Origin of the sequence: Paenibacillus sp. FSL E2-0151, assembly GCF_037993015.1 — a bacterium.
GTDB classification, from domain to species: Bacteria; Bacillota; Bacilli; order Paenibacillales; family Paenibacillaceae; genus Paenibacillus; species Paenibacillus amylolyticus.
Genome location: NZ_CP150308.1, coordinates 3,887,422 through 3,911,892, shown reverse-complemented (window position 1 = coordinate 3,911,892; position 24,471 = coordinate 3,887,422). Strand labels below are relative to the sequence as shown.

26 protein-coding genes are annotated in these 24,471 nt (G+C 46.2%); 20 read left to right on the top strand and 6 right to left on the bottom strand.

The window, feature by feature from the left end:
- Positions 1-57: 57 nt before the first annotated feature.
- From MHI55_RS17665 to MHI55_RS17635, 7 genes are all read left to right on the top strand, one after another.
- On the top strand, positions 58-1,194 hold the full coding sequence (locus MHI55_RS17665) for an extracellular solute-binding protein (RefSeq protein ID WP_076328592.1): 1,137 nt from the start codon (positions 58-60) through the stop codon (positions 1,192-1,194).
- Between the two features lie 72 nt (positions 1,195-1,266).
- A complete protein-coding gene (locus MHI55_RS17660) occupies positions 1,267-2,397 on the top strand; it encodes an ABC transporter ATP-binding protein (protein WP_340386497.1) in 1,131 nt (376 codons plus the stop codon).
- On the top strand, positions 2,394-3,311 hold the full coding sequence (locus MHI55_RS17655; protein ID WP_340386494.1) for an ABC transporter permease: 918 nt from the start codon (positions 2,394-2,396) through the stop codon (positions 3,309-3,311). The genes MHI55_RS17660 and MHI55_RS17655 overlap by 4 nt, the downstream gene beginning before the upstream one ends.
- Positions 3,304-4,149: an ABC transporter permease gene (locus MHI55_RS17650; protein ID WP_036613795.1), complete on the top strand. Its 846-nt coding sequence runs from the start codon at positions 3,304-3,306 to the stop codon at positions 4,147-4,149. Before MHI55_RS17655 ends, MHI55_RS17650 begins: the two co-directional genes overlap by 8 nt.
- The gene (locus tag MHI55_RS17645; protein WP_282321160.1) at positions 4,142-5,359 is read left to right on the top strand and encodes a Xaa-Pro peptidase family protein; all 1,218 of its coding nucleotides are present in this window, start codon (positions 4,142-4,144) and stop codon (positions 5,357-5,359) included. The genes MHI55_RS17650 and MHI55_RS17645 overlap by 8 nt, the downstream gene beginning before the upstream one ends.
- Before the next feature lie 82 nt (positions 5,360-5,441).
- A complete protein-coding gene (locus MHI55_RS17640) occupies positions 5,442-6,629 on the top strand; it encodes an MFS transporter (protein WP_340386492.1) in 1,188 nt (395 codons plus the stop codon).
- An 85-nt stretch (positions 6,630-6,714) separates the two neighbouring features.
- Positions 6,715-7,065: a hypothetical protein gene (locus tag MHI55_RS17635; RefSeq protein ID WP_340386490.1), complete on the top strand. Its 351-nt coding sequence runs from the start codon at positions 6,715-6,717 to the stop codon at positions 7,063-7,065.
- Positions 7,066-7,178: 113 nt separating this feature from the next.
- Here the strand turns inward: MHI55_RS17635 and MHI55_RS17630 are convergent, their stop codons facing one another.
- Complete coding sequence (locus tag MHI55_RS17630; protein ID WP_036613802.1) at positions 7,179-7,805, bottom strand: FMN-dependent NADH-azoreductase; 627 nt, start codon at positions 7,803-7,805, stop codon at positions 7,179-7,181.
- Between the two features lie 240 nt (positions 7,806-8,045).
- Here MHI55_RS17630 and MHI55_RS17625 point away from each other — a divergent pair, with 240 nt between their 5' ends.
- The 6 genes from MHI55_RS17625 (at position 8,046) to MHI55_RS17600 (ending at position 14,821) form a co-directional block, all read left to right on the top strand.
- A complete protein-coding gene (locus MHI55_RS17625) occupies positions 8,046-8,984 on the top strand; it encodes a sugar-binding transcriptional regulator (protein ID WP_036613997.1) in 939 nt (312 codons plus the stop codon).
- Between the two features lie 213 nt (positions 8,985-9,197).
- Complete coding sequence (gene deoC, locus MHI55_RS17620) at positions 9,198-9,848, top strand: deoxyribose-phosphate aldolase (RefSeq protein WP_127549426.1); 651 nt, start codon at positions 9,198-9,200, stop codon at positions 9,846-9,848.
- 230 nt (positions 9,849-10,078) lie between these two features.
- Positions 10,079-11,266: a NupC/NupG family nucleoside CNT transporter gene (locus MHI55_RS17615; protein ID WP_036613804.1), complete on the top strand. Its 1,188-nt coding sequence runs from the start codon at positions 10,079-10,081 to the stop codon at positions 11,264-11,266.
- 29 nt (positions 11,267-11,295) lie between these two features.
- A complete protein-coding gene (deoB, locus tag MHI55_RS17610; RefSeq protein ID WP_047843308.1) occupies positions 11,296-12,474 on the top strand; it encodes a phosphopentomutase in 1,179 nt (392 codons plus the stop codon).
- Between the two features lie 95 nt (positions 12,475-12,569).
- Positions 12,570-13,277, top strand: coding sequence for a purine-nucleoside phosphorylase (deoD, locus tag MHI55_RS17605; RefSeq protein ID WP_017688193.1), 708 nt, complete (start codon positions 12,570-12,572; stop codon positions 13,275-13,277).
- Positions 13,278-13,519: 242 nt separating this feature from the next.
- Entirely contained in the window at positions 13,520-14,821 is a 1,302-nt protein-coding gene (locus tag MHI55_RS17600) for a pyrimidine-nucleoside phosphorylase (protein WP_036613808.1), read from the top strand.
- Positions 14,822-14,944: 123 nt separating this feature from the next.
- On the opposite strand, the gene MHI55_RS17595 is transcribed toward MHI55_RS17600, so the two are convergent.
- Positions 14,945-15,907: a TIGR03943 family protein gene (locus MHI55_RS17595; protein ID WP_340386488.1), complete on the bottom strand. Its 963-nt coding sequence runs from the start codon at positions 15,905-15,907 to the stop codon at positions 14,945-14,947.
- Between the two features lie 104 nt (positions 15,908-16,011).
- The gene (locus MHI55_RS17590; RefSeq protein WP_340386485.1) at positions 16,012-17,046 is read right to left on the bottom strand and encodes a permease; all 1,035 of its coding nucleotides are present in this window, start codon (positions 17,044-17,046) and stop codon (positions 16,012-16,014) included.
- A gap of 166 nt (positions 17,047-17,212) precedes the next feature.
- Here MHI55_RS17590 and MHI55_RS17585 point away from each other — a divergent pair, with 166 nt between their 5' ends.
- A complete protein-coding gene (locus MHI55_RS17585) occupies positions 17,213-17,728 on the top strand; it encodes a GTP-binding protein (RefSeq protein WP_340386482.1) in 516 nt (171 codons plus the stop codon).
- A 69-nt stretch (positions 17,729-17,797) separates the two neighbouring features.
- Here the strand turns inward: MHI55_RS17585 and MHI55_RS17580 are convergent, their stop codons facing one another.
- On the bottom strand, positions 17,798-18,652 hold the full coding sequence (locus tag MHI55_RS17580) for a stalk domain-containing protein (protein ID WP_076250410.1): 855 nt from the start codon (positions 18,650-18,652) through the stop codon (positions 17,798-17,800).
- A 169-nt stretch (positions 18,653-18,821) separates the two neighbouring features.
- Here MHI55_RS17580 and rpmG point away from each other — a divergent pair, with 169 nt between their 5' ends.
- The 6 genes from rpmG to MHI55_RS17550 all read left to right on the top strand — a co-directional run bounded on the left by rpmG (position 18,822) and on the right by MHI55_RS17550 (position 23,022).
- A complete protein-coding gene (gene rpmG, locus MHI55_RS17575; RefSeq protein WP_340386480.1) occupies positions 18,822-18,971 on the top strand; it encodes a 50S ribosomal protein L33 in 150 nt (49 codons plus the stop codon).
- 50 nt (positions 18,972-19,021) lie between these two features.
- Positions 19,022-19,729 carry a metal ABC transporter ATP-binding protein gene (locus MHI55_RS17570; RefSeq protein ID WP_076250412.1) on the top strand — a complete coding sequence of 236 codons (708 nt, stop codon included), beginning with the start codon at positions 19,022-19,024 and terminating at the stop codon, positions 19,727-19,729.
- A complete protein-coding gene (locus MHI55_RS17565) occupies positions 19,675-20,568 on the top strand; it encodes a metal ABC transporter permease (RefSeq protein WP_076250414.1) in 894 nt (297 codons plus the stop codon). The genes MHI55_RS17570 and MHI55_RS17565 overlap by 55 nt, the downstream gene beginning before the upstream one ends.
- Positions 20,555-21,628 (top strand): metal ABC transporter substrate-binding protein, encoded by a 1,074-nt coding sequence (locus MHI55_RS17560; protein WP_076250417.1) that lies wholly within the window; start codon positions 20,555-20,557, stop codon positions 21,626-21,628. The genes MHI55_RS17565 and MHI55_RS17560 overlap by 14 nt, the downstream gene beginning before the upstream one ends.
- Before the next feature lie 166 nt (positions 21,629-21,794).
- On the top strand, positions 21,795-22,277 hold the full coding sequence (locus MHI55_RS17555; RefSeq protein WP_076250420.1) for a hypothetical protein: 483 nt from the start codon (positions 21,795-21,797) through the stop codon (positions 22,275-22,277).
- Positions 22,278-22,320: 43 nt separating this feature from the next.
- Positions 22,321-23,022, top strand: coding sequence for a M50 family metallopeptidase (locus MHI55_RS17550; RefSeq protein ID WP_340386478.1), 702 nt, complete (start codon positions 22,321-22,323; stop codon positions 23,020-23,022).
- A gap of 116 nt (positions 23,023-23,138) precedes the next feature.
- On the opposite strand, the gene MHI55_RS17545 is transcribed toward MHI55_RS17550, so the two are convergent.
- Together MHI55_RS17545 and MHI55_RS17540 are read right to left on the bottom strand one after the other, a co-directional pair.
- Positions 23,139-23,510 carry a DUF4363 family protein gene (locus MHI55_RS17545; protein WP_076250424.1) on the bottom strand — a complete coding sequence of 124 codons (372 nt, stop codon included), beginning with the start codon at positions 23,508-23,510 and terminating at the stop codon, positions 23,139-23,141.
- Positions 23,511-23,536: 26 nt separating this feature from the next.
- Positions 23,537-24,265: a DUF421 domain-containing protein gene (locus MHI55_RS17540; RefSeq protein WP_083684362.1), complete on the bottom strand. Its 729-nt coding sequence runs from the start codon at positions 24,263-24,265 to the stop codon at positions 23,537-23,539.
- Positions 24,266-24,471 lie beyond the last annotated feature (206 nt).

Below are 24,471 nucleotides of genomic sequence, written 5' to 3'. Positions count from 1 at the left end.
GAGACTATCTAGTTCTGTCTTATCGGTAAAACCAACTACATGGATGGGGGAATTTGCATGTTCAAATCCAACAAAAAACGCTTTCTCAGCCTCGCCTCTCTGACACTGGCCGGTACATTGGTGCTTTCCGCCTGCGGTGGAGCAGGCAGCTCAAGTAATACTGCCGGAGAGAGCGACTCTTCAGGAGTAAGCGGAGACAAAGTTAAGCTGACGATGTTTATCTGGGCTGGCTCCAATCAGGATGTCGTTCCGAAAGAAGTGGTTGCCGAGTATGTGAAAGAACATCCCAACGTTGAAGTCACCTTTGAGGAATCCTCCAATTCGGTAATGTACCCCAAGATGGTCGCAGGCAAGCAGGCTGATGCCAACAATCCGATTGTTAACTTCGGTTACTTCAATGCAGATGCGACGGCAAAAGGCTTGAATGATGACATGTGGGAGCCACTGGATACCAGCATCGTGACCAATATTAAGGATATTCCCGAGTCCTTCCACAAGCCAGACAATAAAGGTGTGGTCTGGGGCGTTTCGAGCTTCGCCCTGGTATATAACAAAGATCTGGTGAAAACGCCACCTACCAGCTGGAACGATCTATGGGATAACGAGGAGTTCAAAGGAAAAACTGCGCTCTGGGACTACATGTTCTATTCATATATCTCCCCACTTATTGCTACCAAAGGTCAAGAGATTGGCGCATCCTATGAAAATCCCGAGCCAGCCTTCCAGTTCTGGGCAGATCGCAGTGACCAGATTGGCACATTGGTTTCATCCAATGATCAGCTGAAGGCACTGCTGGAGTCAGGTGATGCGCTCATTGCCCCATTCAGTGCACAGGTTGCACAGACATGGATTGATGGTGGTTCTCCACTTGCCGTAGCTTATCCGAGTGAAGGTGCCATCTCCTTCCCGTACACACTTCAGGTAGTGAAGGGCTCAACACCTGAGCAAGCACGTGTTGCAAATGAAATTATTAACGAGTTGTTGAGCGCCGAGGCGCTGTCACAATATGCAGAAGCAACGGGTACGCCGGTAACCAGTACGACAGCTGCAGTTCCGGACAAGTACAAGGATGATCCTTCATTCTCCGTCGAAACGCAAAGTAACGGCATTAATCCAGACTGGGATGTGCTTGCACAGAACAGTTCTTCTTGGAAAGAACTATGGGATCGACTCGTGAAAACAAAGCTTCAATAAAAGGATTGTTGCCAGGTACACTACGATTCCGGGTCTTGTTATGAACCTGGAATGGATGGGAGGGAATCAGAGATGAGCAGCGGACAAGAGACCATATCCATTGAAACAAGGGAAGTCACGAAGACTTATGGTGAGCGAGCCGCCGTTGATCAAGTAACACTCCAAGTGAAAAAGGGCGAATTCGTTTCCTTGCTTGGTCCGAGTGGCTGTGGCAAAACAACACTGCTGCGCATGCTTGGCGGACTTGAGCAACCGGATCAGGGCACCATTATGCTGGGAGGTCGGGATGTTACTGGCATCCCGGCTTATGGACGCAATAGCAATATGATTTTTCAGCAGCTTGCGCTGTTCCCTCATATGGATGTATTCAACAACATTGCCTATGGGCTAAAGGTGAAGAAGTTACCAAAAGCCGATATCCAACGGCAGGTAGGTGAAATGCTTGATCTAGTCCAGCTCGGAGACTATGGCAGGCGTGCTGTATCCGAGCTGTCCGGGGGGCAGGCCCAACGCGTCGCCATTGCTCGCGCACTGATCAACAGACCCGAAGTGCTACTGCTTGATGAACCTCTCTCTGCATTGGACATGCAGCTGCGTCTCGATATGCAGCGTGAACTGAAACGCATCCAGCGTGAATTTGGCGGAACGTTTATCTTTGTAACGCATGATCAGAGCGAAGCCATGAATATGTCTGACCGAATTGGCATTATGCGCGATGGAAGGCTGCTGCAATACGCAACCCCTGATGAAATCTATGAAAGACCGACCGATAGTTTCGTGGCCAAGTTTATTGGAGATACCAATCTCTTTGAGACGGAAGTACTGGGACATGATGTGAATGGAATTCGGGTGGAATGCTTCGGCAAGCCATTGCTGGTGAAAGTCAGTGATGGCAATGCTGTACCGAAAGCGGGAGCACGACATTCCTTATCAATCCGCAATGAGTATATTCGACTTGGAGAAGATGCAACTCATTGCCTGAACAAGCTGGATGGACACGTGATTGAAGCGGTGTATGGCGGAGCAAATATTCGATACAGTGTGCAGATTGCTGAGGGTTTTCTAATTCAGGCCAGTGTGCTGCATCAGCGGGGAACCTCACGTTATAGTCCAGGTGAGCCAATACAGATTGGCTTTGACCCAGAGGACGCGCTCTTGTTATCCGAACCCATTGATGACCGTTTACAGGGGGCAGGAATATGAACCGGATCGCGGATCGGATCGTGAATCTGTATTCCTTTGGAGACCGCACATGGGTAACCCGGTTGTTGCTTCTGTTGCCTGCGCTTGCTCTGATGGGCATTGTTTATCTGGGTGGGTTGCTGATCTTTAGCAGATATAGCTTTGATATGTATGAGAATGGAAAGCTTATTCGGGGCTGGGATTTAGGAGCTTATCGTGCGTTTCTGTCCGACCCTTATTATTGGAAGCTGATTGGCACAACGTTTCGCATTGCCTTCAAGGTTACGCTATGGAGTCTTCTGCTTGCCTATCCGCTGGCCTATTGCATTGCGGGTCTAAAGAAGCCTGGCATGAAGCAATTGTTGTTGCTGCTCACGTTTCTTCCGCTACTGGTCAGTGCGGTTGTGCGTTCTTACGGATGGCAGCTTTTGTTGTCCAAACAGGGCTTCATGAACTGGCTGTTCATCCGTCTGGGGCTAACCGAGGAAGGATTCAGCATGATATACAACGAGACAGGTGTTGTTGTGGCCCTTGTCCATATTTTTCTGCCATTTATGGTCTTTCCGATTCTAAATGTACTGTCCCAAAGTGACGCTTCCTTAAAGGCAGCTGCTCAGGATCTGGGGGCGGGCAGCTGGAGAACGTTCCTGACCATTACCCTGCCTTTATCGGCAAGAGGCATTGCAAGCGGGGTGCAGATTGTGTTCACGCTATGTCTCACCGCATTCACCACACCTCAGCTGATCGGCGGGGGAAGAGTCATGACACTTCCGGTATTTATATATCAGCGAACCTTGGACACCAACTGGCCGATGGCTGCGGTTGCCAGCCTGTTTTTACTTGTGTCTTCCATTGTTGTTTCGTTGCTTGTGAATAAAGGAGCAGAAACGTTGATGTTCCGTCGTTCCCGCAAGGGAGGTCAGGCGTATGGTTAAGTCGAACAGGGGCACCAAGCTGTTACTCTACATCTTTGTGGGTGCCGTAGCGATTTATTTGCTGCTGCCACTGCTGATGATTATGTTGACATCTGTAGGCTCAGGTTCAGCCAGCAAATTTCCCCCGGAAGGTCTCACCTTGAAGTGGTATGCCAATCTGAGTGAGCAAACCCAGTTTCTCGATGCATTCAAGAACAGCCTTATTGCTTCTACAGGGGCGGTTCTGCTGGCTTTGATTACAGGTACGCTTGCTGCGTTAGCAATCGTGCAATACCCTTTCCCGGGCTCTGGTATCTTAAGGGCATTTTTTGTATCTCCAATGGTTATGCCAAAAATTACGCTGGGTATTGCATACCTGATTTTATTCTCAAAAATGCATATTGCAGGCGGACTGTTTGCACTTATTTTGGGTGAAGCGGTCATTGTGCTGCCATTTGTGCTCACTATTGTTGGCAGTGCGTTAGCCAATCTGCACCCGGCTCATCGGGAAGCTGCCGCGGACCTTGGTGCTGGGCCGATACGCATTTTTTTCACAATTACGCTGCCACAGCTCCGACTATCCCTGCTTTTGTCAGGGTCAATCGCTTTTGTCTTCACTTTTGATCAGGTAGAGGCTGCTCTGTTGCTGCTCCGTCAGGACAGCTACACGTTGCCAATACAACTATTCCTGTATATGGAGAAATGGCAGGACCCAACGATAGCCGTGGTGTCTGTTGTATTGATCGCGTTTGCGCTGGCTCTGTTTATGACGATTAAACTAGTGTTGCGCTCTGTACCAGGACTTGAAAGTTTGTTTGGTCGCAGGAAAACAAAAGGAGGACTGGATCAAAATGAATAATTCACAGCATCTATCCCATAGCTCAGGTCTTAACTGGGACCGAGCGGAAGAAGTGATGAAAACTCAAGGGCTAAGCGCCCTGATCGCAACAACTCCGGAGAATATTCACTATGTCATCGGGTCCCAGCTACGCGCAAGCAACTGGACCATGCAGATTTATGCTGTTTTACCTGCCGACAGATCTGCAAAGCCTTGTATCGTCATTCCAACGAATCGGTTAGGCGTTGTAGCTCAGTTCGGTATTACGGGGGTAGATATATTTGCCTACAGTGATTTCTTTGTGGAAGGTTCAATTGAAGGCAAACCTTCCACTGACGACATTGATCTCTTTTATTCTCTTCTGCAAACGACGGTTATTCATCCGGGTCCTGTTGAAGCACTCAAGGCTGCATTAAAACAGCTTGAGATCGAAGATCAGCCGATTGGCATCGATGAGATGCGGATCGCTCCCGATATTCTGGCTAGAATCAAGGAGGAGGTTCCTGACAGACCGGTAATTCCCGCATATAAGTTGTTCCGAGAAATCCGTCTGGTCAAGACACCTTTCGAAATCGAGCAACTTCGTCAGGCTGCCCAATTAAATGAACGGATTGAGCAGGAACTAATTGACCTGATTGCAGCAGGTGTTCATGAGAAGCAACTTGCCGATCATTATCGTCTGGCTGTGATGAGAGCGGGTGGAACTCCGGCAATGACAGCGGTAGGGGCAGGGCCACGTAGTGCGCTACCACTCATCGAAAATTATTTTCATATGATTGAGGTTGGAGATCAGGTCCGTTTCGATCTTTGCCTGCAGCTGGAAGGATACTGGGGAGATACGGGCCGCACGGTTGTTGCAGGGGAGCCTACCGCTTGGATGAAAAAACATTTTGCTGCGGTCAAAAGTGGATGGGAGACGGCACTTGAAACGGTGCGCCCTGGCGTCAAGGCGTCGGAAGTATTCCATACGGCAGTATCTCGCGTACAGCGTGAAGGGATTCCACATTACCGACGTCAGCATGTCGGACATGCCATCGGGTTGGAACTGTACGACGATATAACCCTCTCCCCTGGGGAACAGCGTATACTGGAGCCCGGTATGGTGTTATGTGTTGAGGTACCCTATTACGAGCTAGGTGCTGGTGGATTCCAAATCGAAGATACAATTGTTGTAACGCCAGATGGTTATGAGTTTTTAACCCATATGGAGCGGAAATTGTTCACTAAATAACGATAGATGGAAGGCTTCGCTGACCGGCGATCAGACCACAGTCGATCCAAGAAGCTTTCTTACTGGGAAAGTTGGAACATCCATGATTCAGCAGGGAACTAAGACGTTTCGTAACATTAGCCTTGCACTGTTCGCCGGAGGTTTTGTCACTTTTGCTTTGCTCTACAGCCTCCAGCCCCTGATGCCTGAGATTAGCAACGCATTCTCCATTACGCCGGCACACGCCAGTCTTACGTTATCCGTTACAACGATCGCCATGGCACTGACGATGTTGTTCATCGGGTCCTTGTCTGATTCTGTGGGCCGACGCTTTATAATGACAGCTGCACTGGTGATATCTTCTGTTATTGCTTTGCTCAGCGCATTCAGCCCGGGATATACGGAGCTTCTTCTGCTTCGTATTCTCCAGGGTGTGGCACTCGCGGGGTTGCCAGCGATAGCCATGACATATCTGTCAGAAGAAATTGAACCTAGAAGTCTTGGTTATGCTATGGGCCTATATATAAGTGGCAATTCGATAGGAGGCATGGCCGGCCGCTTCATCAGCGGTGTGGTGACAGATTGGTTCAGTTGGCGCGCTGCTGTGGGTTTCATTGGTATTCTTGGACTGTGTGCAGCCGTTATTTTTTTGCTTGTCATCCCGCCATCCCGTCATTTTGTCAAAGCTGCACCAGGATTCAAAAATCCAATACCTCTTTTGTGGTCACAATGTCGCAATCCAAGGCTGTTATGCCTGTATGGACTCGGTTTTCTCCTGATGGGGGGATTCGTGACCCTGTTCAACTATATCGGTTTTGAATTAACGGGTGAACCCTATCATCTGAGCCAGTCTATCGTTGGAAGTCTTTTTGTGGTATATCTGATGGGCACGGTAAGCAGCACCTGGATGGGCAGGATGGCAGATCGGTACGGCAGGTCACATGTGCTTGGAATCGCGCTGGGAATTATTCTGGCTGGTGCAGTCTGTACCGTTCATCCAGCGCTTTGGGTCAAAATTATCGGACTCGCCCTGTTTGCCTTTGGTTTCTTTGGCGGTCATTCCATCGCAAGCAGCTGGGTTGGACTCGTGGCCAATCAGCACAAATCCCAGGCCAATGCGTTGTATTTATTTTTCTACTATCTTGGTTCAAGCGTAAGTGGAACAGGAGGTGGACTGCTTTACAGTCATCTTGGATGGATAGGCATTGTGGGGATGATCGGTGTGTACGCTTTGATCGGTTTTGTCTTGTGTAATTTGCTTGTTCACAGGTTGAAGGGACAGGCTACATAAATCAACTTTTTCCGACAGCTATTGCATATCCTGAAATACCGAGTATAATACTTGGTAAATAGACGAAAAGGGGATGCAATAAACGATGAAAACACATGCTGAATTGAACTCACTTCTTGTTGACGATTATCTGGATCTCCTGAACATTGCGAAACAGCTAGGTGATGACGAATGGAAAGATGCTATTCTGCAAGCATTGAAGGAAGAAGTCGATGCGAATCATCATTTGGATTCCAAAGAGATAAGACAGGATTTATGGATTCAATTTGAAGGCATTAATGAACAAATGCATGATCTGTTAATGCAATTGAAGTATGCCGACAGTCCTGAGGAGAAAGAACAGATTATTGAAATGATCTGGGGATTGAAAGTTGACCGTCATGCGATCACACGTAAACTTGAAACCATGAGCCGTGCCAGTGCTGGACATCAGTAAGCTCTAGGTTGATTATACATTGAAAACCCGCGTGTCTCCTGGGATCATCCCCTAGGTCGCACGCGGGTTTTGTTTATGTTTTGAGTGATATTCAACTTTTTGAACTACCTCTCTTAAAACTGTTTCGCGAAAGTGCGTGCTTGCTCTATAGCTTGTTGCTTGATCTCATCTGCACGATCTTTATATTGATTATGCCCCTCAACAAAAATGCCATCAAGCTTCGGCACACCGAGGAATGACATGATAATGCTTAAGTAACGATGACCGGATTCCATCTGAGCCGCTGGGCCTTCGGAATAAATGCCGCCGCGGGCCTGAATATGCAGTGCTTTTTTATCAGACAGCAGTCCGACAGGACCTTGTTCGGTATAACGAAATGTTTTGCCAGCTACGCAGATCGAGTCGACATAAGCCTTCAGAATAGGAGGGAACGAGAAGTTCCACATCGGGGTTACAAAAACATATTTATCTGCTGAGGCAAATTGATCCGATAGTTCATTCAAACGGCTTACTTTGGTCTGTTCTTCGGCAGTCAGATCACTGCCCGATTGCAGTTTGCCCCAACCACTGAAGACATCCGCATCGATATGCGGAATATCCGAACGATACAGATCGAGGTGAACTACCTCATCAGAAGGGTGACTTTCACGATACGCATCAATAAATGCTTTGCCCGTAGCCATGCTGAAGGAGGTTTCATGATCATGAGGATGGGCAGTAATATACAATAAGGTAGACATGTAGTTCTTCCTCTCTGTGCGATTAATGGGGTGAATTGATCTTGGCAATGATGAAGCGACCGCAGTAGTATGCATCGTTTCCCCATTTTTATACGTCAGAAAGGGATATGAATGAATGGATCGATCATGATACTGAATTGGATGTTATATGGTGACCGGATACTCAATCCATGTATAATATACAGGACGAGTATTTATTTTCCAAAGACAATAGGATGAGTGAGATGAGCGCACATGGGAATGGACCTGGAGAAGCAACGATTAAGCATTGAAGCAGCGAAATTGTATTATCAGTCCGATTATAGCCAGCAGGATATTGCCGCAAGGTTGGGCGTGTCGCGTCCAACCGTATCAAGGTTACTTCAGTACGCCAAAGATCGTGGATATGTCCGGATTGAAATTATGGACCCGCTGGAGGATATCGACATCATTGCCGGAGAACTTAAGTCAAAATATGATCTGGATACGGCACTTGTGTGTTTTACCCCGTTGAAGAGTGATGAGGAAATACAGAAGCATATCAGCAAAAGAGCAGCAGACTACCTTCAAGAGACGGTTCAGGATGCAGATATTATCGGGGTGACTTGGGGAACAACCATGCATGCTGTAGCACGCCAGCTTCGTCCCAAGCAGGTTAAAGGTGTTGAAGTCGTACAATTGAAGGGGGGCGTAAGCCACTCCCATGTCAATACGTATGCCGCTGAGATTGTTCATTTGTTCGCTGAGGCATTCCATACGGTACCAAGGTATCTGCCGCTGCCTGTTATTTTCGACAACATTGAAGTAAAAAACATGGTAGAAGCGGATCGACATATCGGCAGAATCGTGGAACTTGGCAGACAGGCCAACATTGCTTTGTTTACCGTGGGTACTGTGAAAGAAGATGCATTATTGTTCAGGCTCGGTTACTTCAATGAAGAAGAGCAACAATTGCTGATGAACTCCGGTGCAGGTGACATTTGTTCACGCTTTTTCGACGCGGAAGGTCAGTTGATCAGTGAAGAGATTAACAGCAGAACCGTTGGAATTGATCTAGCCGAGTTGAGAAATAAGGAAAAATCAATCCTTGTCGCCGGAGGACAACGCAAAATTGAAGCCATTCACGCCGCGCTCAAAGGTCATTACGCTAATATTCTGGTCACGGATCAGTACACAGCGCAGGCATTACTTCGATTTTAATTTCAAATGGATATGGATGACAACATCTGCCATGCAAAAAGGGCGGATGTTTTGCTTTTTTAGGAAGAAAATATAACGAAGAAGAAATGTAAGTGTAACTGTGAACAAAAGTTCAAGTTGATTTTTACATATGTTCATGTTAGTGTAAGTGTATAGAAAATAACTAGTTCAGATAAGGGAGAGATTCAATTGACTACACCACAATTAGCGAAAATGATCGACCATACGTTGCTTCGTGCGGACGCAACGCAAAGTGAAATGGCCAAGTTAACCGAAGAAGCGAAGCAATACCAGTTTGCTTCCGTATGTGTTAATCCAGGCTGGGTTGCTTATGCTGCTGAGCAGTTGCAGGGTACTGGCGTAGATATCTGCACCGTTATTGGTTTCCCTCTGGGAGCATCTACATCGGAGACAAAAGCTTTCGAAACGAAAGATGCGATAGCTAAAGGTGCAACTGAAGTCGATACGGTCATCAACATCAGTGCTTTGAAAGATGGCAATGATGATTACGTTGAACAAGATATTCGTGTTGTCGTTGAAGCGGCTGCGGGTAAAGCTTTGGTGAAAGTTATTATTGAAGCTTGTCTGTTGACGGATGAAGAGAAAGTACGTGCTTGTCAGGCAGCTGTGCGAGCTGGAGCTGATTTTGTTAAAACTTCTACAGGTTTCTCCACAGGTGGAGCAACGCCAGAGGATATCGCTTTGATGCGTCGTACTGTAGGTCCTGATGTTGGCGTTAAAGCTTCCGGTGGCGTACGTAGCCTGGAAGATATGCAAAAAATGATCGAAGCGGGTGCAACTCGTATCGGTGCAAGTTCTGGCGTGAAGATTATGCAGGGTGGTCAGTCTACATCTTCTTATTAAGCAAAAGCATCTTATCAAGAAAAAGCTTAATAAATAAAAGTAATGTTATATTCTCTGTACTTGGGCGTTCGACTCAGGTACAGGGAATACAACTTACACTTATATTTTAATTAACTGAACTTATTGTAAGCGCTTCATAAGTTTTCTGAAAGATTACTGATAAGAATGCTTAAGAGCCCTTTGAGCTGAATTTTCACATCCGGCTTAACTACCTTCAAAGGAGAAATCAAATGAAATTTCTAATTGCCATTATCGGCTTACTCGTTGTTTTTGGACTGGCTTATATCGCAAGCAACGGCAAAAAGCAGATTCGTTACCGGCCGCTGGCTATCATGATTGTTTTGCAAGTTATATTAGCTTATGCTCTGTTGAATACAGGAGTGGGTACTTTTTTAATTGGCGGTTTCGCGACCGTATTTAAAAGTTTACTCGACTATGCGAATGAAGGTATCGCATTTGTATTTGGGGGTTTGACTACTGTAGGTGCCGAAAGCGGGGGGGCACCGTTCTTCCTCAGCGTATTGATGCCGATTGTTGTCATCTCCGCCCTTATCGGTATATTGCAGTATATCCGAATCTTGCCTTTTGTTATAAAATATATTGGTCTGGTATTAAGCAAAATCAACGGAATGGGCAGACTGGAATCATATAACGCGGTTGCTTCGGCTGTATTGGGGCAATCTGAAGTGTTCATTTCTGTGAAAAAACAAATTGGGTTGTTGCCAAAACATCGGCTGTACACCTTGTGTGCTTCGGCGATGTCCACGGTATCGATGTCGATTGTTGGTGCTTATATGACCATGATCGAGCCGAAATATGTGGTTACAGCTCTTGTACTGAACCTGTTTGGCGGTTTTATCATTGCTTCGATTGTGAATCCTTATGAGGTTACAGAGGAAGAAGATATATTGGAAGTACAGGAAGAGGAGAAACAGTCCTTCTTCGAAATGCTTGGCGAATACATCCTGGATGGATTCAAAGTTGCTATCATCGTAGCTGCGATGTTAATCGGGTTTGTTGCCTTGATTGCACTTGTTAACGGAATTTTCAGCGCGGTGCTTGGCATTTCGTTCCAAGAGCTACTTGGTTATGTGTTTGCACCATTTGCCTTCATCATGGGTGTTCCATGGAAAGAAGCGATTCAGGCAGGAAGTATTATGGCAACCAAAATGGTATCCAACGAATTCGTAGCTATGCTTAATTTGAAGGAGACTGCAATGTCTGCCAGAACAACGGGTATCGTATCTGTCTTCCTCGTGTCGTTCGCCAACTTCTCCTCCATCGGTATCATTGCTGGTGCGGTGAAGGGACTCCATGAGAAGCAAGGTAATGTGGTCGCCCGCTTCGGTCTGAAACTGCTTTACGGTGCTTCGCTTGTCAGCGTGCTGTCAGCGATCATTACTGGACTGTTCTTGTAAACCGGATTATTGGAAGGAGTGCTTAGTTTATGTCAACATTCAAAAGAGTACATCTAATCGTTATGGATTCTGTAGGGATCGGCGAAGCGCCGGATGCAGCAGAATTTGATGATTTTGATGTAGATACCTTCGGTCACATTGCACGTGAACGCGGAGGTCTGAAAATGCCTCACATGGCCAGTCTCGGACTGTCCAACATCAAAGAAATTGAGGGTGTCCCTGTAGCGGATGCACCTAAAGCGTATTACACCAAGATGCAGGAAGCATCCAGAGGCAAAGACACAATGACAGGTCACTGGGAGCTAATGGGTCTTTACATTGATACACCTTTCCGTGTGTTCGAGAATGGTTTTCCCGATGAGTTGATTCAACGCATTGAAGAGAAAACGGGCCGCAAAGTAATCGGTAACAAACCGGCCAGCGGCACGGAAATTCTGGATGAGCTGGGTGCAGAACATGTTGAAACTGGCGCGCTCATCGTATATACATCCGCTGATTCGGTTCTGCAAATTGCAGCACATGAGGACGTTGTTCCACTGAAAGAACTGTATGAGATCTGTGAGTTCTGCCGTGAGATTACACTTGAAGATCCGTACATGCTCGGCCGCATTATTGCACGTCCATTTGTAGGTGAAGCGGGTAACTGGAAACGTACTGCGAATCGTCATGACTATGCGCTTAAACCTTTTGGTCGTACTGTTATGAATGAACTGCAAGATAGCGGATTTGATGTGATTGCTTTGGGTAAAATCGCAGATATCTATGATGGCGAAGGTGTAACCAAGGCTGTTCGTACCGTCTCTAACATGGATGGCATGGACAAGTTGTCTGAAACAATGGATGAAGAGTTCACTGGACTCAGCTTCCTGAACCTGGTTGATTTTGATGCCCTGTACGGTCACCGTCGTGATCCGCAAGGTTATGCTCAGGCACTTGAAGACTATGATGCACGGCTACCAGAGATTTTTGCCAAAATGACCAATGATGATCTGCTGCTGATCACAGCTGACCATGGTAACGATCCAACATACCGCGGTACAGACCATACACGTGAATATGTACCACTGCTTGCCTACTCTCCGCGCTTCAGCGAGGGCAAAAAGCTTGATCTGCGCAGCACATTTGCTGACCTTGGCGCAACCGTAGCCGAGAACTTTGGAGTGAAAATGCCGGAATACGGCACCAGCTTCCTGAAGGATTTGAAATAAGTTTTTCAAAACTGGATAGGGGAGGTCGGAGTAGCTTGGCTGCTCCGGTCCTGCCATCATAATAGACTAATTGTATAACTGGAGGAGATTCATTCATGAGTACACATATTGGAGCAAAACCCGGGGATATCGCAGAAACGATCCTTTTGCCAGGTGACCCTTTGCGTGCGAAATATATTGCAGATACGTACCTTGAAGATGTTGTATGTTACAACGAGGTTCGTGGAATGCTCGGTTACACAGGTACATATCAAGGACACCGGATTTCGGTGCAAGGTTCAGGGATGGGAATTCCGTCCTTCGCAATCTATGCTAACGAATTGATCAGCGAATATGGCGTAAAAAACCTGATCCGTGTGGGCACTTGTGGCGGTATGCAGGAGCATGTACGTGTACGTGACGTCATCCTTGCACAAGCAGCATGTACAGATTCAAGCATGAACAAACACGTATTCGGTGGTTATGACTTCTCACCAATTGCTACGTTCTCCCTGCTGAAAGAAGCCTATGACCGTGCAACAGCTAAAGGTATGAAGATTCACGTCGGTAACGTATTCAGCTCCGATTCTTTCTACCGCGATGACCGTTCCGTAACCGAGAAGTTGATGAAACACGGCGTACTCGGCGTAGAGATGGAAACAACAGCATTGTACACTATCGCTGCCAAGTTTGGTGTTAACGCACTGACCATCCTGACGGTAAGTGACCACTTGCTGACAGGCGAAGAAACATCTGCCGAAGAACGTCAAAAAACGTTCAACGACATGATGGTAGTTGCCCTGGACACAGCAATCACACTGTAATTGTTGCATTTTATATTCATAATTAATTGCTGTGGATCGAAACTTTTGTTTTAAGCACGGAGTAAAGGACCCGGAATCGATTCTGAAGAAGCGTTAGCGTTCGCCTTTGTCTCCGAGTTTTCTCCATTGCAAATGGAATCAAAAAAACTTGGAGACAACAGCGATCGGAGGAACGATCCGGAGCCGTAACGGACTAACAACAAAGTGTTCAATACAATCAACACACACAAGGAGAGATCATCATGAGAATGGTAGACATTATTGCTAAGAAACGCGACGGAAAAGAACTGACAACTGCTGAGATTGATTTTGTTGTTCAAGGATACACACAAGGAGAAATCCCGGACTATCAAGTCAGCGCTTGGGCGATGGCAGTATTCTTCAAAGATATGACAGACAAGGAACGCGCTGATCTGACGATGTCGATGGTGAATTCCGGTGAAACGATCGACCTGTCCGCTATCGAAGGCATCAAAGTAGACAAGCACTCCACAGGAGGAGTGGGCGATACAACAACACTGGTACTTGCTCCGCTTGTTGCTGCGCTTGATGTACCTGTTGCCAAAATGTCCGGACGTGGACTTGGTCACACGGGTGGTACAACAGACAAGCTGGAATCCGTTGCTGGTTTCCACGTAGAGCTTGAAAAAGAAGAGTTCATTCGTCTCGTAAACGAACATAAGGTTGCAGTTATCGGACAGAGTGGTAACTTAACGCCTGCAGACAAAAAGCTCTATGCACTGCGTGACGTAACAGCTACCGTTAACTCCATTCCACTGATCGCCAGTTCCATCATGAGCAAGAAAATTGCAGCAGGTGCAGATGCAATCGTTTTGGATGTTAAAACGGGTGCTGGTGCATTCATGAAAACAACAGAAGATGCCAAAGAATTGGCACATGCCATGGTAAGCATCGGTAACAATGTTGGCCGTAAAACGATGGCTGTTATCTCCGATATGTCCCAACCACTGGGTCTGGCGATTGGTAACGCACTTGAAGTGAAAGAAGCCATCCTCACCCTGCAAGGTAAAGGTCCAAAAGATCTGGAAGAACTGTGCCTGGCACTTGGACGTCAGATGGTATTCCTTGCTGGCAAAGCAGATTCATTGGAGCACGCTGAGGAGAAATTGAAAGAAGTGATCCAGAACGGTAAAGCACTGGAGAAATTCAAAGATTTCTTGGCAAACCAAGGCGGAGACGCTTCGGTTGTGGATCATCCAGATCGTTTGCCACAAGCACAATATCTGGTTGAAGTCCCAGCAGACAAAGACGGCTATGTTGCCGGAATCGTCGCTGACGAAATCGGAACTGCAGCAATGCTACTCGGCGCAGGCCGTGCAACAAAAGAGTCCGAGATTGATCTCGCTGTTGGTCTGATGCTGAACAAAAAAGTGGGTGACCCAGTCAAAGCTGGTGAGTCCCTCGTAACGATCCATGCCAATCGTGAAGACGTAGCAGACGTCATCGCGAAGATCAAAGAAAACATTACAATTGCGGATCATGCCGATGCTCCTGTATTGGTTCATGATATCGTAACGGAATAATACAATCAGAGAAGACGAGATGTAATCTCGTATCTGACTGAACATGAAAGCCCCAAAGCGATGTAATCCATAGCTTTGGGGCTTTTTGTCGTAAAAGTACGCTGTTGTTACTACTACTAGCAACTACGGGCTCTTTATTTTCTCATAAGCCATCACCGAGTCCGCATTGGTGTAAATATAAGGCGTGGATGGCTCGGCTACAGGTGTCACCTTTGTGGCGCGAATTTCAATCGTATCCTTACCGTTCACCTGTGCAGAACCGATGCTGCCATCGATTTGCACCCAGCTGTCTGTAGGGAAGCTATCCGCTTCGGGGATGTGAATCATCACGCCAAAGGGAGCAGCATCTGCGGGGCAACACATGACGAGAAATCGACCCAGCGCAAAATGTGATTCATGATCCATGCTTTTGTCACGGTAGACAAACCCGGTTAACGAAATATCTTTGCCTGCAAATTGTCGCTGGAACATATCAATCGTGCCGAGGGTTTCAGAGAAAATTTCAGGATAGACTCGAATGACCTGTTCTGCATACAACTTCTCCGCCAGTTCAGCGAATTCGCGGCTATACTCGTCTGGGGGAATGAATTGTACTTTGGTAGCCGAAGCAGCCTGAACAGCCGTTGGTTGTTGTGTGAAATCTTGTACTTTCAATTGCGTTGCTGGATCAGGTAAAGGCTCTTTTCGACGAATCTCGGGAGGGGCATAGGTGAGAGACATGCCTTTCTGACTGGCCATGGAGCTGCCGAGAGCCCGATCAGGTAACAGAAACCCCAGCAACAAGGGGATAGCAATCAGACCATATACCATTAAGCTACGAAAGAACCCCGAGGGTGGTGGATGTTCACAGTCGCAATGAACCTCGTTTCTGCCGAACAGTCCGTGCCACGCCATGATAACGGCAATAAACAATAAGGGAACAGGACAGCATAATAGCAGTTTTTGCATGGTAGGAGCCAAATAATAATGAAGCGAATCACTTGAATTCAACTGAATAATGTACACTGCCACCCCGCCGATCCAGCCTGCACGGATCAGGTTATGCCATTGGATGACGTGTGACCTTGGAACAGGAGGTTTGGTCATCGTATAGACAGTGTGGTTCATAATCATCACCTCATCTCTATTCATAGTTAGTATGAAAGTTCATGTGATTAACCATTCAGGCCATGAAGTATGTTGCTCAACCTTTATACCAGTAGGTTAATCAACCACGAGCCGGCAAAAACGAGCGTAATAATCGCTAGACTTAGACCAATAACAAATCGGGTACGGAAGGTGGAGAGTAGCATGAGCGTGCTTTTGAAATCCAGCATCGGACCAAGTACAAGGAAGGATACCAGCGGCCCCAGTGCAAACGTATGTGAGAACGCAGAAGCCACAAAAGCATCAGAAGTGGAGCAGAGAGACAGTACATAAGCAAATCCCATCATGAACACATAGGAGGCAACAGGACCATTACCAAGAGAGATCAGATCGCTGCGGCTAATGAATGTCTGGATGCAGGCTGTAATCAGGGCACCGATCACCAGATATTTGCTCATATCGACAAATTCGTCTCCGGCGTGAATGAAGAAGCTGCGCCAGTTTTTTACATGCTTATGATCATGTGCATTTGCGTGCGCGTGAGGTTGCGCCATTTTAAAACCAGGATGTGTCTTAACCTCTGTCGCTGCGACTTTTGGCATCCGAAGAGGATTTCGACGAACAAACACATACACAAGCATCCCTATGGAAGCTGCTACAGCAAAGGCCAGTCCCATACGGGCAATGGTAATCTCAGGATGGGAGGGAAAGGCAAGTAAGGTTGCCGTAAATACGATGGGATTGACTACGGGACCACTCAAGATGAACGTCACTGCGATATAGGCAGGCATGCCTTTGTGCATCAACCTTCTTACGACCGGGATCATGCCACATTCACAGATGGGGAAAATAATACCGAGTAGTCCTGCGACCAGCACACCGCCGATCGGATTCTTGGGTGTGAGTTTACGGACCATTTCTTCAGATACGAACCACTGCATGAGCGAGGACAATAACACACCCATGAGCAGAAAAGGTGCGGCTTCAAGGAAAATACCTATGAATACGGTTTTCATATTTTGCAAAGCTTCACTGTTCCATGCTTCCTTCAAGTCTGGAGCCATTGTGATCAACACGGGAACAAGAAATGCACAAGGGACCAGGAAGGACAGGAGCTTCAGATTGGCTGCCATTTTCATGAAACAGACCTCCACAACTAGGACTTTGCTAAAATATATGCTTGTACGTGCGGCAACATACATCATTCCTATGTTCTAATCAACATTTTTACGATTAATCAAGATTTTTCATCATATTAGATGTTGACATCGCACGACACATGGTCAGATTGATCCGAGAGAGATATTGAATACGGGACGTTTTGATTTTGAAAAAGCAAGCCAGTCCGCGGGTTGGATCCGCGAATTAATGAAAGAGGAACATACGCCGGAGACTGAAGAATATGGAATTCATTCATTTGTCTATCATCGTAGACGTCCATTCCACCCGGAACGCTTACTGCGTTGGATTGCGAATCGGCCAGATAACATCGTGCGATCCAAAGGTCTGATGTGGTTGGCAACAAGGAACCATATGGCAATCTCTTTCAGTCATGCAGGCACATCGAAGCAGCTTGCGCCAGCAGGAATATGGGTAGGTGCGATGAGTGAGGAGGGAAGGCAACTTCATTTTGGCGACACGCTGCCAAGCATACCGGACTGGGATGATGAGTGGGGTGACCGGGTAACCAAATTAGTATTCATCGGCAGTGACATGGACTGGGCGGAGATTGAACGTACATTGGATGAGACCCTTCTTACGGAGGAGGAGATGTTGATGAACTGGCGTGAACTGAAAGATCCTTTTCCAGCGTGGAGTTGAAGTGAAAAGAAAAGATCTTCAAGTGCAATAGTGCCCCTGAAGATCAATGATTATATTGCATTAATGACTTTAGCTAAAGTACAAATCGCCAAGATAAAAATCACCGTTGCCACTTTTTTGCGGACTAAACACAAAGGTAAGGTACACTCCATAGGAACCCGTCCATCCTTGTGGATAATAAATGGCTTTGTAGCTGTGTCTTGTTTTGGTTTTATCATCCATTGCAATCACTTTAAAATCAGCTGATTTCACATTAATCAACTGATCTGCATATTTAGTCAGCGTTTTTTTATCATTTGCTGCAATGATACCTTTGACTGTAGTCTTAAATTTATCTTTCTGGGATTGCTTACCCAGATCAAAAATGTCGATCTCGGGATTTTCAATAACTTTAGCATCTATGTATTTATCAAATTCACTAGTGCTACCTGTTTTAAGTGCTTTACCATACATTTTGATCAATGTTAAAGATTCTTTCTGCAATTTGACTATCATCTGAGCGTCAGTTCCAGTCATCTTGATTGAGCCAGAAGTGCTTGAGTTACTTGAACTACTTGGTTTACTTGAATCTTCAGAACCTTTGGTACCTGTACTGCTGTTATTACTTGAACTACTAGACTTACTGTTACCTGAATTAGTGATACTTACAACTTTGTTGCTAACATTCAGAGATACGTTGGCTCCGAGTGCTTCTGCTGTGGTATTTACAGGCAAGTATACATCACCGTCATATACCAGTGCATTCAGTTTGTCTCCAGCTTCATTCTTGGGTGTCCAAGACAGACCGTTTACTTTAAAGCTAATATTGCTGTCGAGTGCTGCTTCAATATCTTGAATTCCGTTTGAAGCTGCTACACCCAGGGCACCGAAAGCCAAACTGCATGCTACCAATGACCCAATAAAAGTTGATTTTTTGATCTTCATCTAGTTCCTCCGTAGGTAAAGTATAATGCTACCAAAGCAGTATATCATATGAAATTATATTATTCATACAAAATTTTACTGTAACAGATATAGAGTTGACAAAAGAAAAGCCATAGACTAATATCATTAAATAGTAATAATTACGATTAAATAAGAGGAGGCAACAACCATGAGAGTCATTGTAACTTTAGCCTGCACCGAGTGCGGGGACCGCAACTATACAACAACCAAGAACAAACGTAACCATCCAGAGAGACTTGAGATGAAGAAGTACTCCCCACGTTTGAAGAAAATGACGATCCGCCGGGAAACCAGATAAAATTTTTTTGTTATTTTTAAATCGTAATATTTACGAAAAGAGGGAAAGGCATGATACTATCCTCCATGCATGATGTTGTATTTGGATATGGCAAAGAGCCGGTCATTGATCAACTGTCGCTGGATATCCATGTGGGAGAGTTCATAGGCATCACAGGTCCCAATGGTTCTGCCAAAACAACCCTGTTAAAGCTGCTGCTGGGGCTATTGAAGCCCTGGAGCGGCACGATACATATGAGTCCGCAGTTGAAACGTGGGAACAAGTCCAATATCGGTTATGTGCCCCAGCAGGTGGCATCGTTTAATAGTGGATTTCCCAGTACGGTGAATGAACTGGTCCGGTCCGGGTGTTACACCAGGCTGGGATTATTCCGCAGATTCACAGCAGAGCAGGATGCCATCGTTGAACGCAGTTTGCGGGAAGTTGGCATGTGGGAATATCGGAATACACGCGTCGGTGAGCTGTCTGGTGGACAGAAGCAGCGGATCTGTATTGCCAGAGCTATGGCTGGGCAACCGCAAGTTCTGGTACTGGATGAGCCAACAACGGGAATGGACCGCCACAGCCGTGAAGGATTTTACAATCTGATGCGCCACTATGCTGATGTTCATGGGTTAACGATTATTATGGTTACTCACGGACTGGAAGAGATGGGGAATCGATTGGATCGTACGATTACTCTGGAGCGGCAAGAAAGTGAGGAATGGCAGTGTTTGAGTACGAATTCATGCAACGTGCCTTCTGGGCAGGTGGACTGATTGGAGTCATCGCTCCAATTCTCGGGGTTTATCTGATGCTCAGGAGGCAGGTCCTAATGGCAGACACGTTATCCCATGTCTCACTCGCAGGGGTGGCGCTCGGTTCAGTCATGAATCTTAACCCGGTGATCTGCGGATTCGCCGTTGCAATTATCGGTGCCTTACTGGTTGAACAACTGCGGCGAAGTTACCGAACCTACAGCGAGGTACCTGTGGCGATCATCATGACTTCGGGGCTGGCTCTTGCTGTGGTATTGATGAGTCTCAAAACCAATCTGTCCAAGACCTTCAGCTCATACTTATTTGGATCTATTGTCGCGGTTAGCGATATGCAGTTGTGGATGATGGCGGGAGTATGTGTCATTGGTTTACTTTTTTTCATCTTACTCCGAAGACCGCTCTATAGCTTTACGTTTGATGAAGAGACAGCTTCCATTGGAGGCGTTCAGGTGAGAGGTTTATCGTTTGCATTTGCCATTCTGACAGGAATGACTGTAGCTTCAGCCATGCCCATCGTTGGTGTGTTGCTGGTTTCTGCTCTTATTGTATTGCCTGCTGCCTTGGCACTAAGAGTGTCTCGCAGTTTTACAGCAGCGATGATCGTCGCGGTAATCACGGGGGTAATCGGTATTTTTAGCGGACTGACAACATCTTACCATCTAAATACACCACCGGGAGGAACGATTGCTCTCATCCTGTTGGTCTTCCTATTGACTGGAATATCAGCGCAAAAGCTGATTGCACGATACAACCGCAAGCGTCACCGTAAAGAAACGAAATCACAGCACGTCATTCTGGTCAACCATTCTAGGAGGAATACATCACATGAAATTCAGTAAAAAAGCTACGCTCGGATTGTTGTTTAGTCTTACACTTATCGTCGCAGGCTGCGGACAAAAATCCGCTTCTGATACAAATACAGCTTCGACGGGCACTTCCGTTCCAGTCGAGAGTGAAGCAGCAAAATTAAACGTGCAGGTCAGTTTCTACCCGATGTATGAGTTCACCAAAAACGTGGCAGGTGATCTGGCCGATGTGCATACACTCGTTCCAGCAGGAATGGAGCCCCATGATTGGGAGCCTACACCACAGGACATTGCCAGCATTGAGAAAGCGGATGTGCTTGTATACAACGGTGCCGGTATGGAATCATGGATTGATCAGGTCACCGGAAGTCTGAGTAACACTTCACTCATTCAAGCGGAAGCAAGCAAGGGCATCAACCTTCTTGAAGGTGGAGAGCATGATCACCATCATGAAGATTCAGAGGCAACAGAACATGACCACGATCATGCAGATGAAGCGACTGCTGAAGAACAACACGATCATGATCATGACGCCGAGGCAGAAGAAGGACATGTACATGATCATGGTGGACTCGATCCCCATGTGTGGCTGTCACCTGCATTGGCTGTAAAGGAAGTGCGCAATATTGAAGCTGGTTTGGCGCAGGCTGCCCCGGAACATGCTGAACAGTTCAAGCAGAATGCAGATGCTTACATTGCTCAACTGGAGTCACTGGATCAGGACTTCAAGGCGGCTGTGACGGATAGCAAACGCAAAGATTTCATCACACAACACGCTGCATTTGGCTACCTTGCCAAGGAATATGGATTGCAACAGGTGCCCATCGCAGGATTGTCTCCTGAGCAAGAACCTTCGGCAGCACAGATGGCATCTGTCATTGATTTTGCGAAAGAGCATCAGGTGAAAACGATTTTCTTCGAAACACTGGTTTCATCCAAAGTGTCTGAGACGATCGCAAGTGAAGTGGGGGCCAAAACGGCTGTACTGAACCCGATAGAGGGACTCACCGAGGAAGAAATTGCGGCGGGAATGGACTACATTAGCGTGATGAGACAAAATTTGGAGGCTCTGAAACTGGCGCTGAACGAATAATAAAAGATCGATTTGATGCCTCTCACCGAAAAAGGTACAATAATACAACATGCTGAGGAATGGACCGCCATTCCTTTGCCTTTTTGCAAAGCAGAGAGCACAGTGATGTGCTCTCTGCTTTGTTGAATAAGGTGACCGGATCGAGGAGAACAGGAGGACGCATTGCATGAATTTAAATGAGGAACATGAATTGCTGTTAAGTGAACAGCCTGCCCATCTGTGGAGACGGCGTAAGCTGGAGCTGATGCACTGGACGGAACGTGATAAACATACGGTATCCGCGAAGAAAACAGAGATTTGGAACGGTGTTGAAGTTGATGCCGAGCTTGTGAAGACATTGTCCATACTTCAGAGTGCGGGCGTGAGGACGGAATTTTCATGTGCAGGGGTGAGTCCGCTTGATGAACCTGTCGATCATTCCCTTTATGCTTATGTTACCCTGATACAAAGTGAGGTTGCAGATCAATTCGTGCACTATGCTCTCCGTCGGATGCGGAATCGACTGCTCGTTACGCTAGAAGCCGAAAAGGGCCGCTATGATCTATCTTCTTTTTTCATTGGACACAATCGGAGCTTCTGCTGGTGGATGGAGCACTGTGCCTTACAGTTCGGAAGCCGAAACGAATCGAGTGAAAAAAGCGTAGTATAAAGAATAGGCTTGTTTACTTGAAGGTAAGGGAGGTTTAACACGATTGAATAAGTGGATCAAAACGATACTTTTTCTACTAGGCTCCGTCTTTCTTACACGATTCATCCCATTTTCGTCCTTGTTCCGTAACCTGGATACGATGATTCACGAATTCGGTCATGCACTAATGACACTGGTATTGTCCGGCAAAGTGCTGCGCATTGAATTATACGCTGATCATAGTGGTGTAACTTACTCTTCCATGCTGACGCCAGGCAGATCGATCCTGGTTTCTCTGGCGGGATATATCAGTGCATCTCTGTTCGCCTTACTGTTGTTTTACTTATACCGCAAAGGCTTGCACATGTGGGGACTTGGTATTATGACGGCTGTCGCTCTGGTGTCGCTCCTGTTATATGTAAGAGGGGAGTTCGGCATGTTATGGCTGACCGGGTTCATCGTACTGAACGTTGTCATTATGATTTTTGGCGCCAAGATCGTGAAGTTCTATTATCTGTTACTGGCGTTTCTTACGCTGGAAGAGTCGGTTGTTAGTGCGGTATACGTTGGACTGATGTCCTGGACTCAACCTTCACGGGCAGGGGATGCGGCGAATCTCGCTCAGCAGACATTCCTTCCGGCGCTATTCTGGGGAACGCTGTTTGCTTTGTTTGCACTATGGTGTGCCAAGGGAGCACTCAGTCTCTTTTTCCGCAAAGAAGGTACTTCGCGATCGTCACGGTCTCGGGGATTACGAAGAGCGTAACGGATATAAAGTTATATAAAAGCAAAGAAGGCACTTCTTTTCTTTATGAAAGGAAAGTGCCTTTTCTTTTTGGACTTACATCTGATATTAAAGTCTGATAATAAAGATTATTGAACCTAATCTCCAAGATTATCCCATAACACATAAAAGTAATAAATCTCTTCCATAATCGCCTTATCATCCTCTGCCGCAACGCCGCCCTTGATCCGAGCAAGCGTGCCCAGAATATCATATATCGTTTCACGTTCCACACTGAACTGAATGCGGTTAACGACTTTATCCCAGGCCTTCATTGCGTAATCAACTTGAGACTTGGCTTCAGTCCATTTTTTGCTCTCAACCTGTTTCTCTAACGTTTGTATAGATTCAAGCAAGCGATCATCGGTGCCAAAGGGCTTTTTGAGAAAGGATCCGCTAGCCATAATTGCAACGAACACAAGAATGAGGAAGATCGGAAGCACATATAACAGCCAGAAACGCGTTTTCATTCAACCGCCTCCTTGATGTGAAGAGTTTAGAAAGGCCCCTCATAATCGCCCATATCGATTTTTTCGGTGATTTTATCCTTGAACAGATCAACATACAATTTGTCATTGGGCAGTATGGCGGCAAAAGCAATATCCTGTATCGTGATCTTTTGTTTCTTAAGCTGCTCGCTGAGCCAGTTGATATCTTTGTTTCTTTCCTCCAGATTTTGCTTAATCAGCAGGCCATCAATGATAATCTCGGTCATCAGCTTGCTCTTGGGCGGGTGCATATGCATATCTTTGGCGGTTACAGGCTGATTCTCAGGTTTCAAAACAACCGAGAGGCTACCATCCGGCTCCAGAATCGCATAATCCAAAGTCGTAATATCAAATACATCCTTTTGCCGCAGCATCATGGTCAATTCATCAAATTTGACTCGCATTTTACTCAGGTTCTGTTCGAGAATTTTACCGTTCTGGATGATCAATGTAGGATCAGAGTCCATTAGTTTGGAGATGGTGCGATTTTTCAGCGTAATATACTGAAAGATGATCGTAATGATTGTGAAAATGGTCAAGGCCACAAAATGAATCCACGCCTTGGACGAAAGATCGGTTGCAAACGTACCCGCAATGGAACCAATTGTAATGCCGTTAATGTAATCAAAATACGTCAAGTTACCCATCTGCTGCTTTCCTAGTACCCTTGTATAGATGATCAGGGTCAGAAAGGCAATAATAGACCGTACAGCAACAACCCATGTTTCTTCCATCATGTATGTATCACCTTCCTTTATTTCACCGTAGCTGTATTAAGAGGTTGTTTAAAAAGTTTGCTTTCGAACAGGTATTATAACAAGCTTTTCCTATGCTGGAGGATCTTATGCTTGAACGCAAAAAACCGAAACCTGGGTATGTATCCCAAGCTTCGGTCTCTATAAATTCTCTATATTAGTTGAACTGATTCATTTACACGTTAATC

Excerpts from the sequence above, each read along its gene's own strand:
- MHI55_RS17665 (WP_076328592.1), top strand. The coding sequence starts at position 58 with ATGTTCAAATCCAACAAAAAACGCTTTCTCAGCCTCGCCTCTCTGACA.
- MHI55_RS17660 (WP_340386497.1), top strand. The coding sequence starts at position 1,267 with ATGAGCAGCGGACAAGAGACCATATCCATTGAAACAAGGGAAGTCACG.
- MHI55_RS17655 (WP_340386494.1), top strand. The coding sequence starts at position 2,394 with ATGAACCGGATCGCGGATCGGATCGTGAATCTGTATTCCTTTGGAGAC.
- MHI55_RS17650 (WP_036613795.1), top strand. The coding sequence starts at position 3,304 with ATGGTTAAGTCGAACAGGGGCACCAAGCTGTTACTCTACATCTTTGTG.
- MHI55_RS17645 (WP_282321160.1), top strand. The coding sequence starts at position 4,142 with ATGAATAATTCACAGCATCTATCCCATAGCTCAGGTCTTAACTGGGAC.
- MHI55_RS17640 (WP_340386492.1), top strand. The coding sequence starts at position 5,442 with ATGATTCAGCAGGGAACTAAGACGTTTCGTAACATTAGCCTTGCACTG.
- MHI55_RS17635 (WP_340386490.1), top strand. The coding sequence starts at position 6,715 with ATGAAAACACATGCTGAATTGAACTCACTTCTTGTTGACGATTATCTG.
- MHI55_RS17630 (WP_036613802.1), bottom strand. The coding sequence starts at position 7,805 with ATGTCTACCTTATTGTATATTACTGCCCATCCTCATGATCATGAAACC.
- MHI55_RS17625 (WP_036613997.1), top strand. The coding sequence starts at position 8,046 with ATGGACCTGGAGAAGCAACGATTAAGCATTGAAGCAGCGAAATTGTAT.
- deoC (WP_127549426.1), top strand. The coding sequence starts at position 9,198 with ATGATCGACCATACGTTGCTTCGTGCGGACGCAACGCAAAGTGAAATG.
- MHI55_RS17615 (WP_036613804.1), top strand. The coding sequence starts at position 10,079 with ATGAAATTTCTAATTGCCATTATCGGCTTACTCGTTGTTTTTGGACTG.
- deoB (WP_047843308.1), top strand. The coding sequence starts at position 11,296 with ATGTCAACATTCAAAAGAGTACATCTAATCGTTATGGATTCTGTAGGG.
- deoD (WP_017688193.1), top strand. The coding sequence starts at position 12,570 with ATGAGTACACATATTGGAGCAAAACCCGGGGATATCGCAGAAACGATC.
- MHI55_RS17600 (WP_036613808.1), top strand. The coding sequence starts at position 13,520 with ATGAGAATGGTAGACATTATTGCTAAGAAACGCGACGGAAAAGAACTG.
- MHI55_RS17595 (WP_340386488.1), bottom strand. The coding sequence starts at position 15,907 with ATGACCAAACCTCCTGTTCCAAGGTCACACGTCATCCAATGGCATAAC.
- MHI55_RS17590 (WP_340386485.1), bottom strand. The coding sequence starts at position 17,046 with ATGAAAATGGCAGCCAATCTGAAGCTCCTGTCCTTCCTGGTCCCTTGT.
- MHI55_RS17580 (WP_076250410.1), bottom strand. The coding sequence starts at position 18,652 with ATGAAGATCAAAAAATCAACTTTTATTGGGTCATTGGTAGCATGCAGT.
- rpmG (WP_340386480.1), top strand. The coding sequence starts at position 18,822 with ATGAGAGTCATTGTAACTTTAGCCTGCACCGAGTGCGGGGACCGCAAC.
- MHI55_RS17570 (WP_076250412.1), top strand. The coding sequence starts at position 19,022 with ATGATACTATCCTCCATGCATGATGTTGTATTTGGATATGGCAAAGAG.
- MHI55_RS17565 (WP_076250414.1), top strand. The coding sequence starts at position 19,675 with ATGGCAGTGTTTGAGTACGAATTCATGCAACGTGCCTTCTGGGCAGGT.
- MHI55_RS17560 (WP_076250417.1), top strand. The coding sequence starts at position 20,555 with ATGAAATTCAGTAAAAAAGCTACGCTCGGATTGTTGTTTAGTCTTACA.
- MHI55_RS17555 (WP_076250420.1), top strand. The coding sequence starts at position 21,795 with ATGAATTTAAATGAGGAACATGAATTGCTGTTAAGTGAACAGCCTGCC.
- MHI55_RS17545 (WP_076250424.1), bottom strand. The coding sequence starts at position 23,510 with ATGAAAACGCGTTTCTGGCTGTTATATGTGCTTCCGATCTTCCTCATT.
- MHI55_RS17540 (WP_083684362.1), bottom strand. The coding sequence starts at position 24,265 with ATGATGGAAGAAACATGGGTTGTTGCTGTACGGTCTATTATTGCCTTT.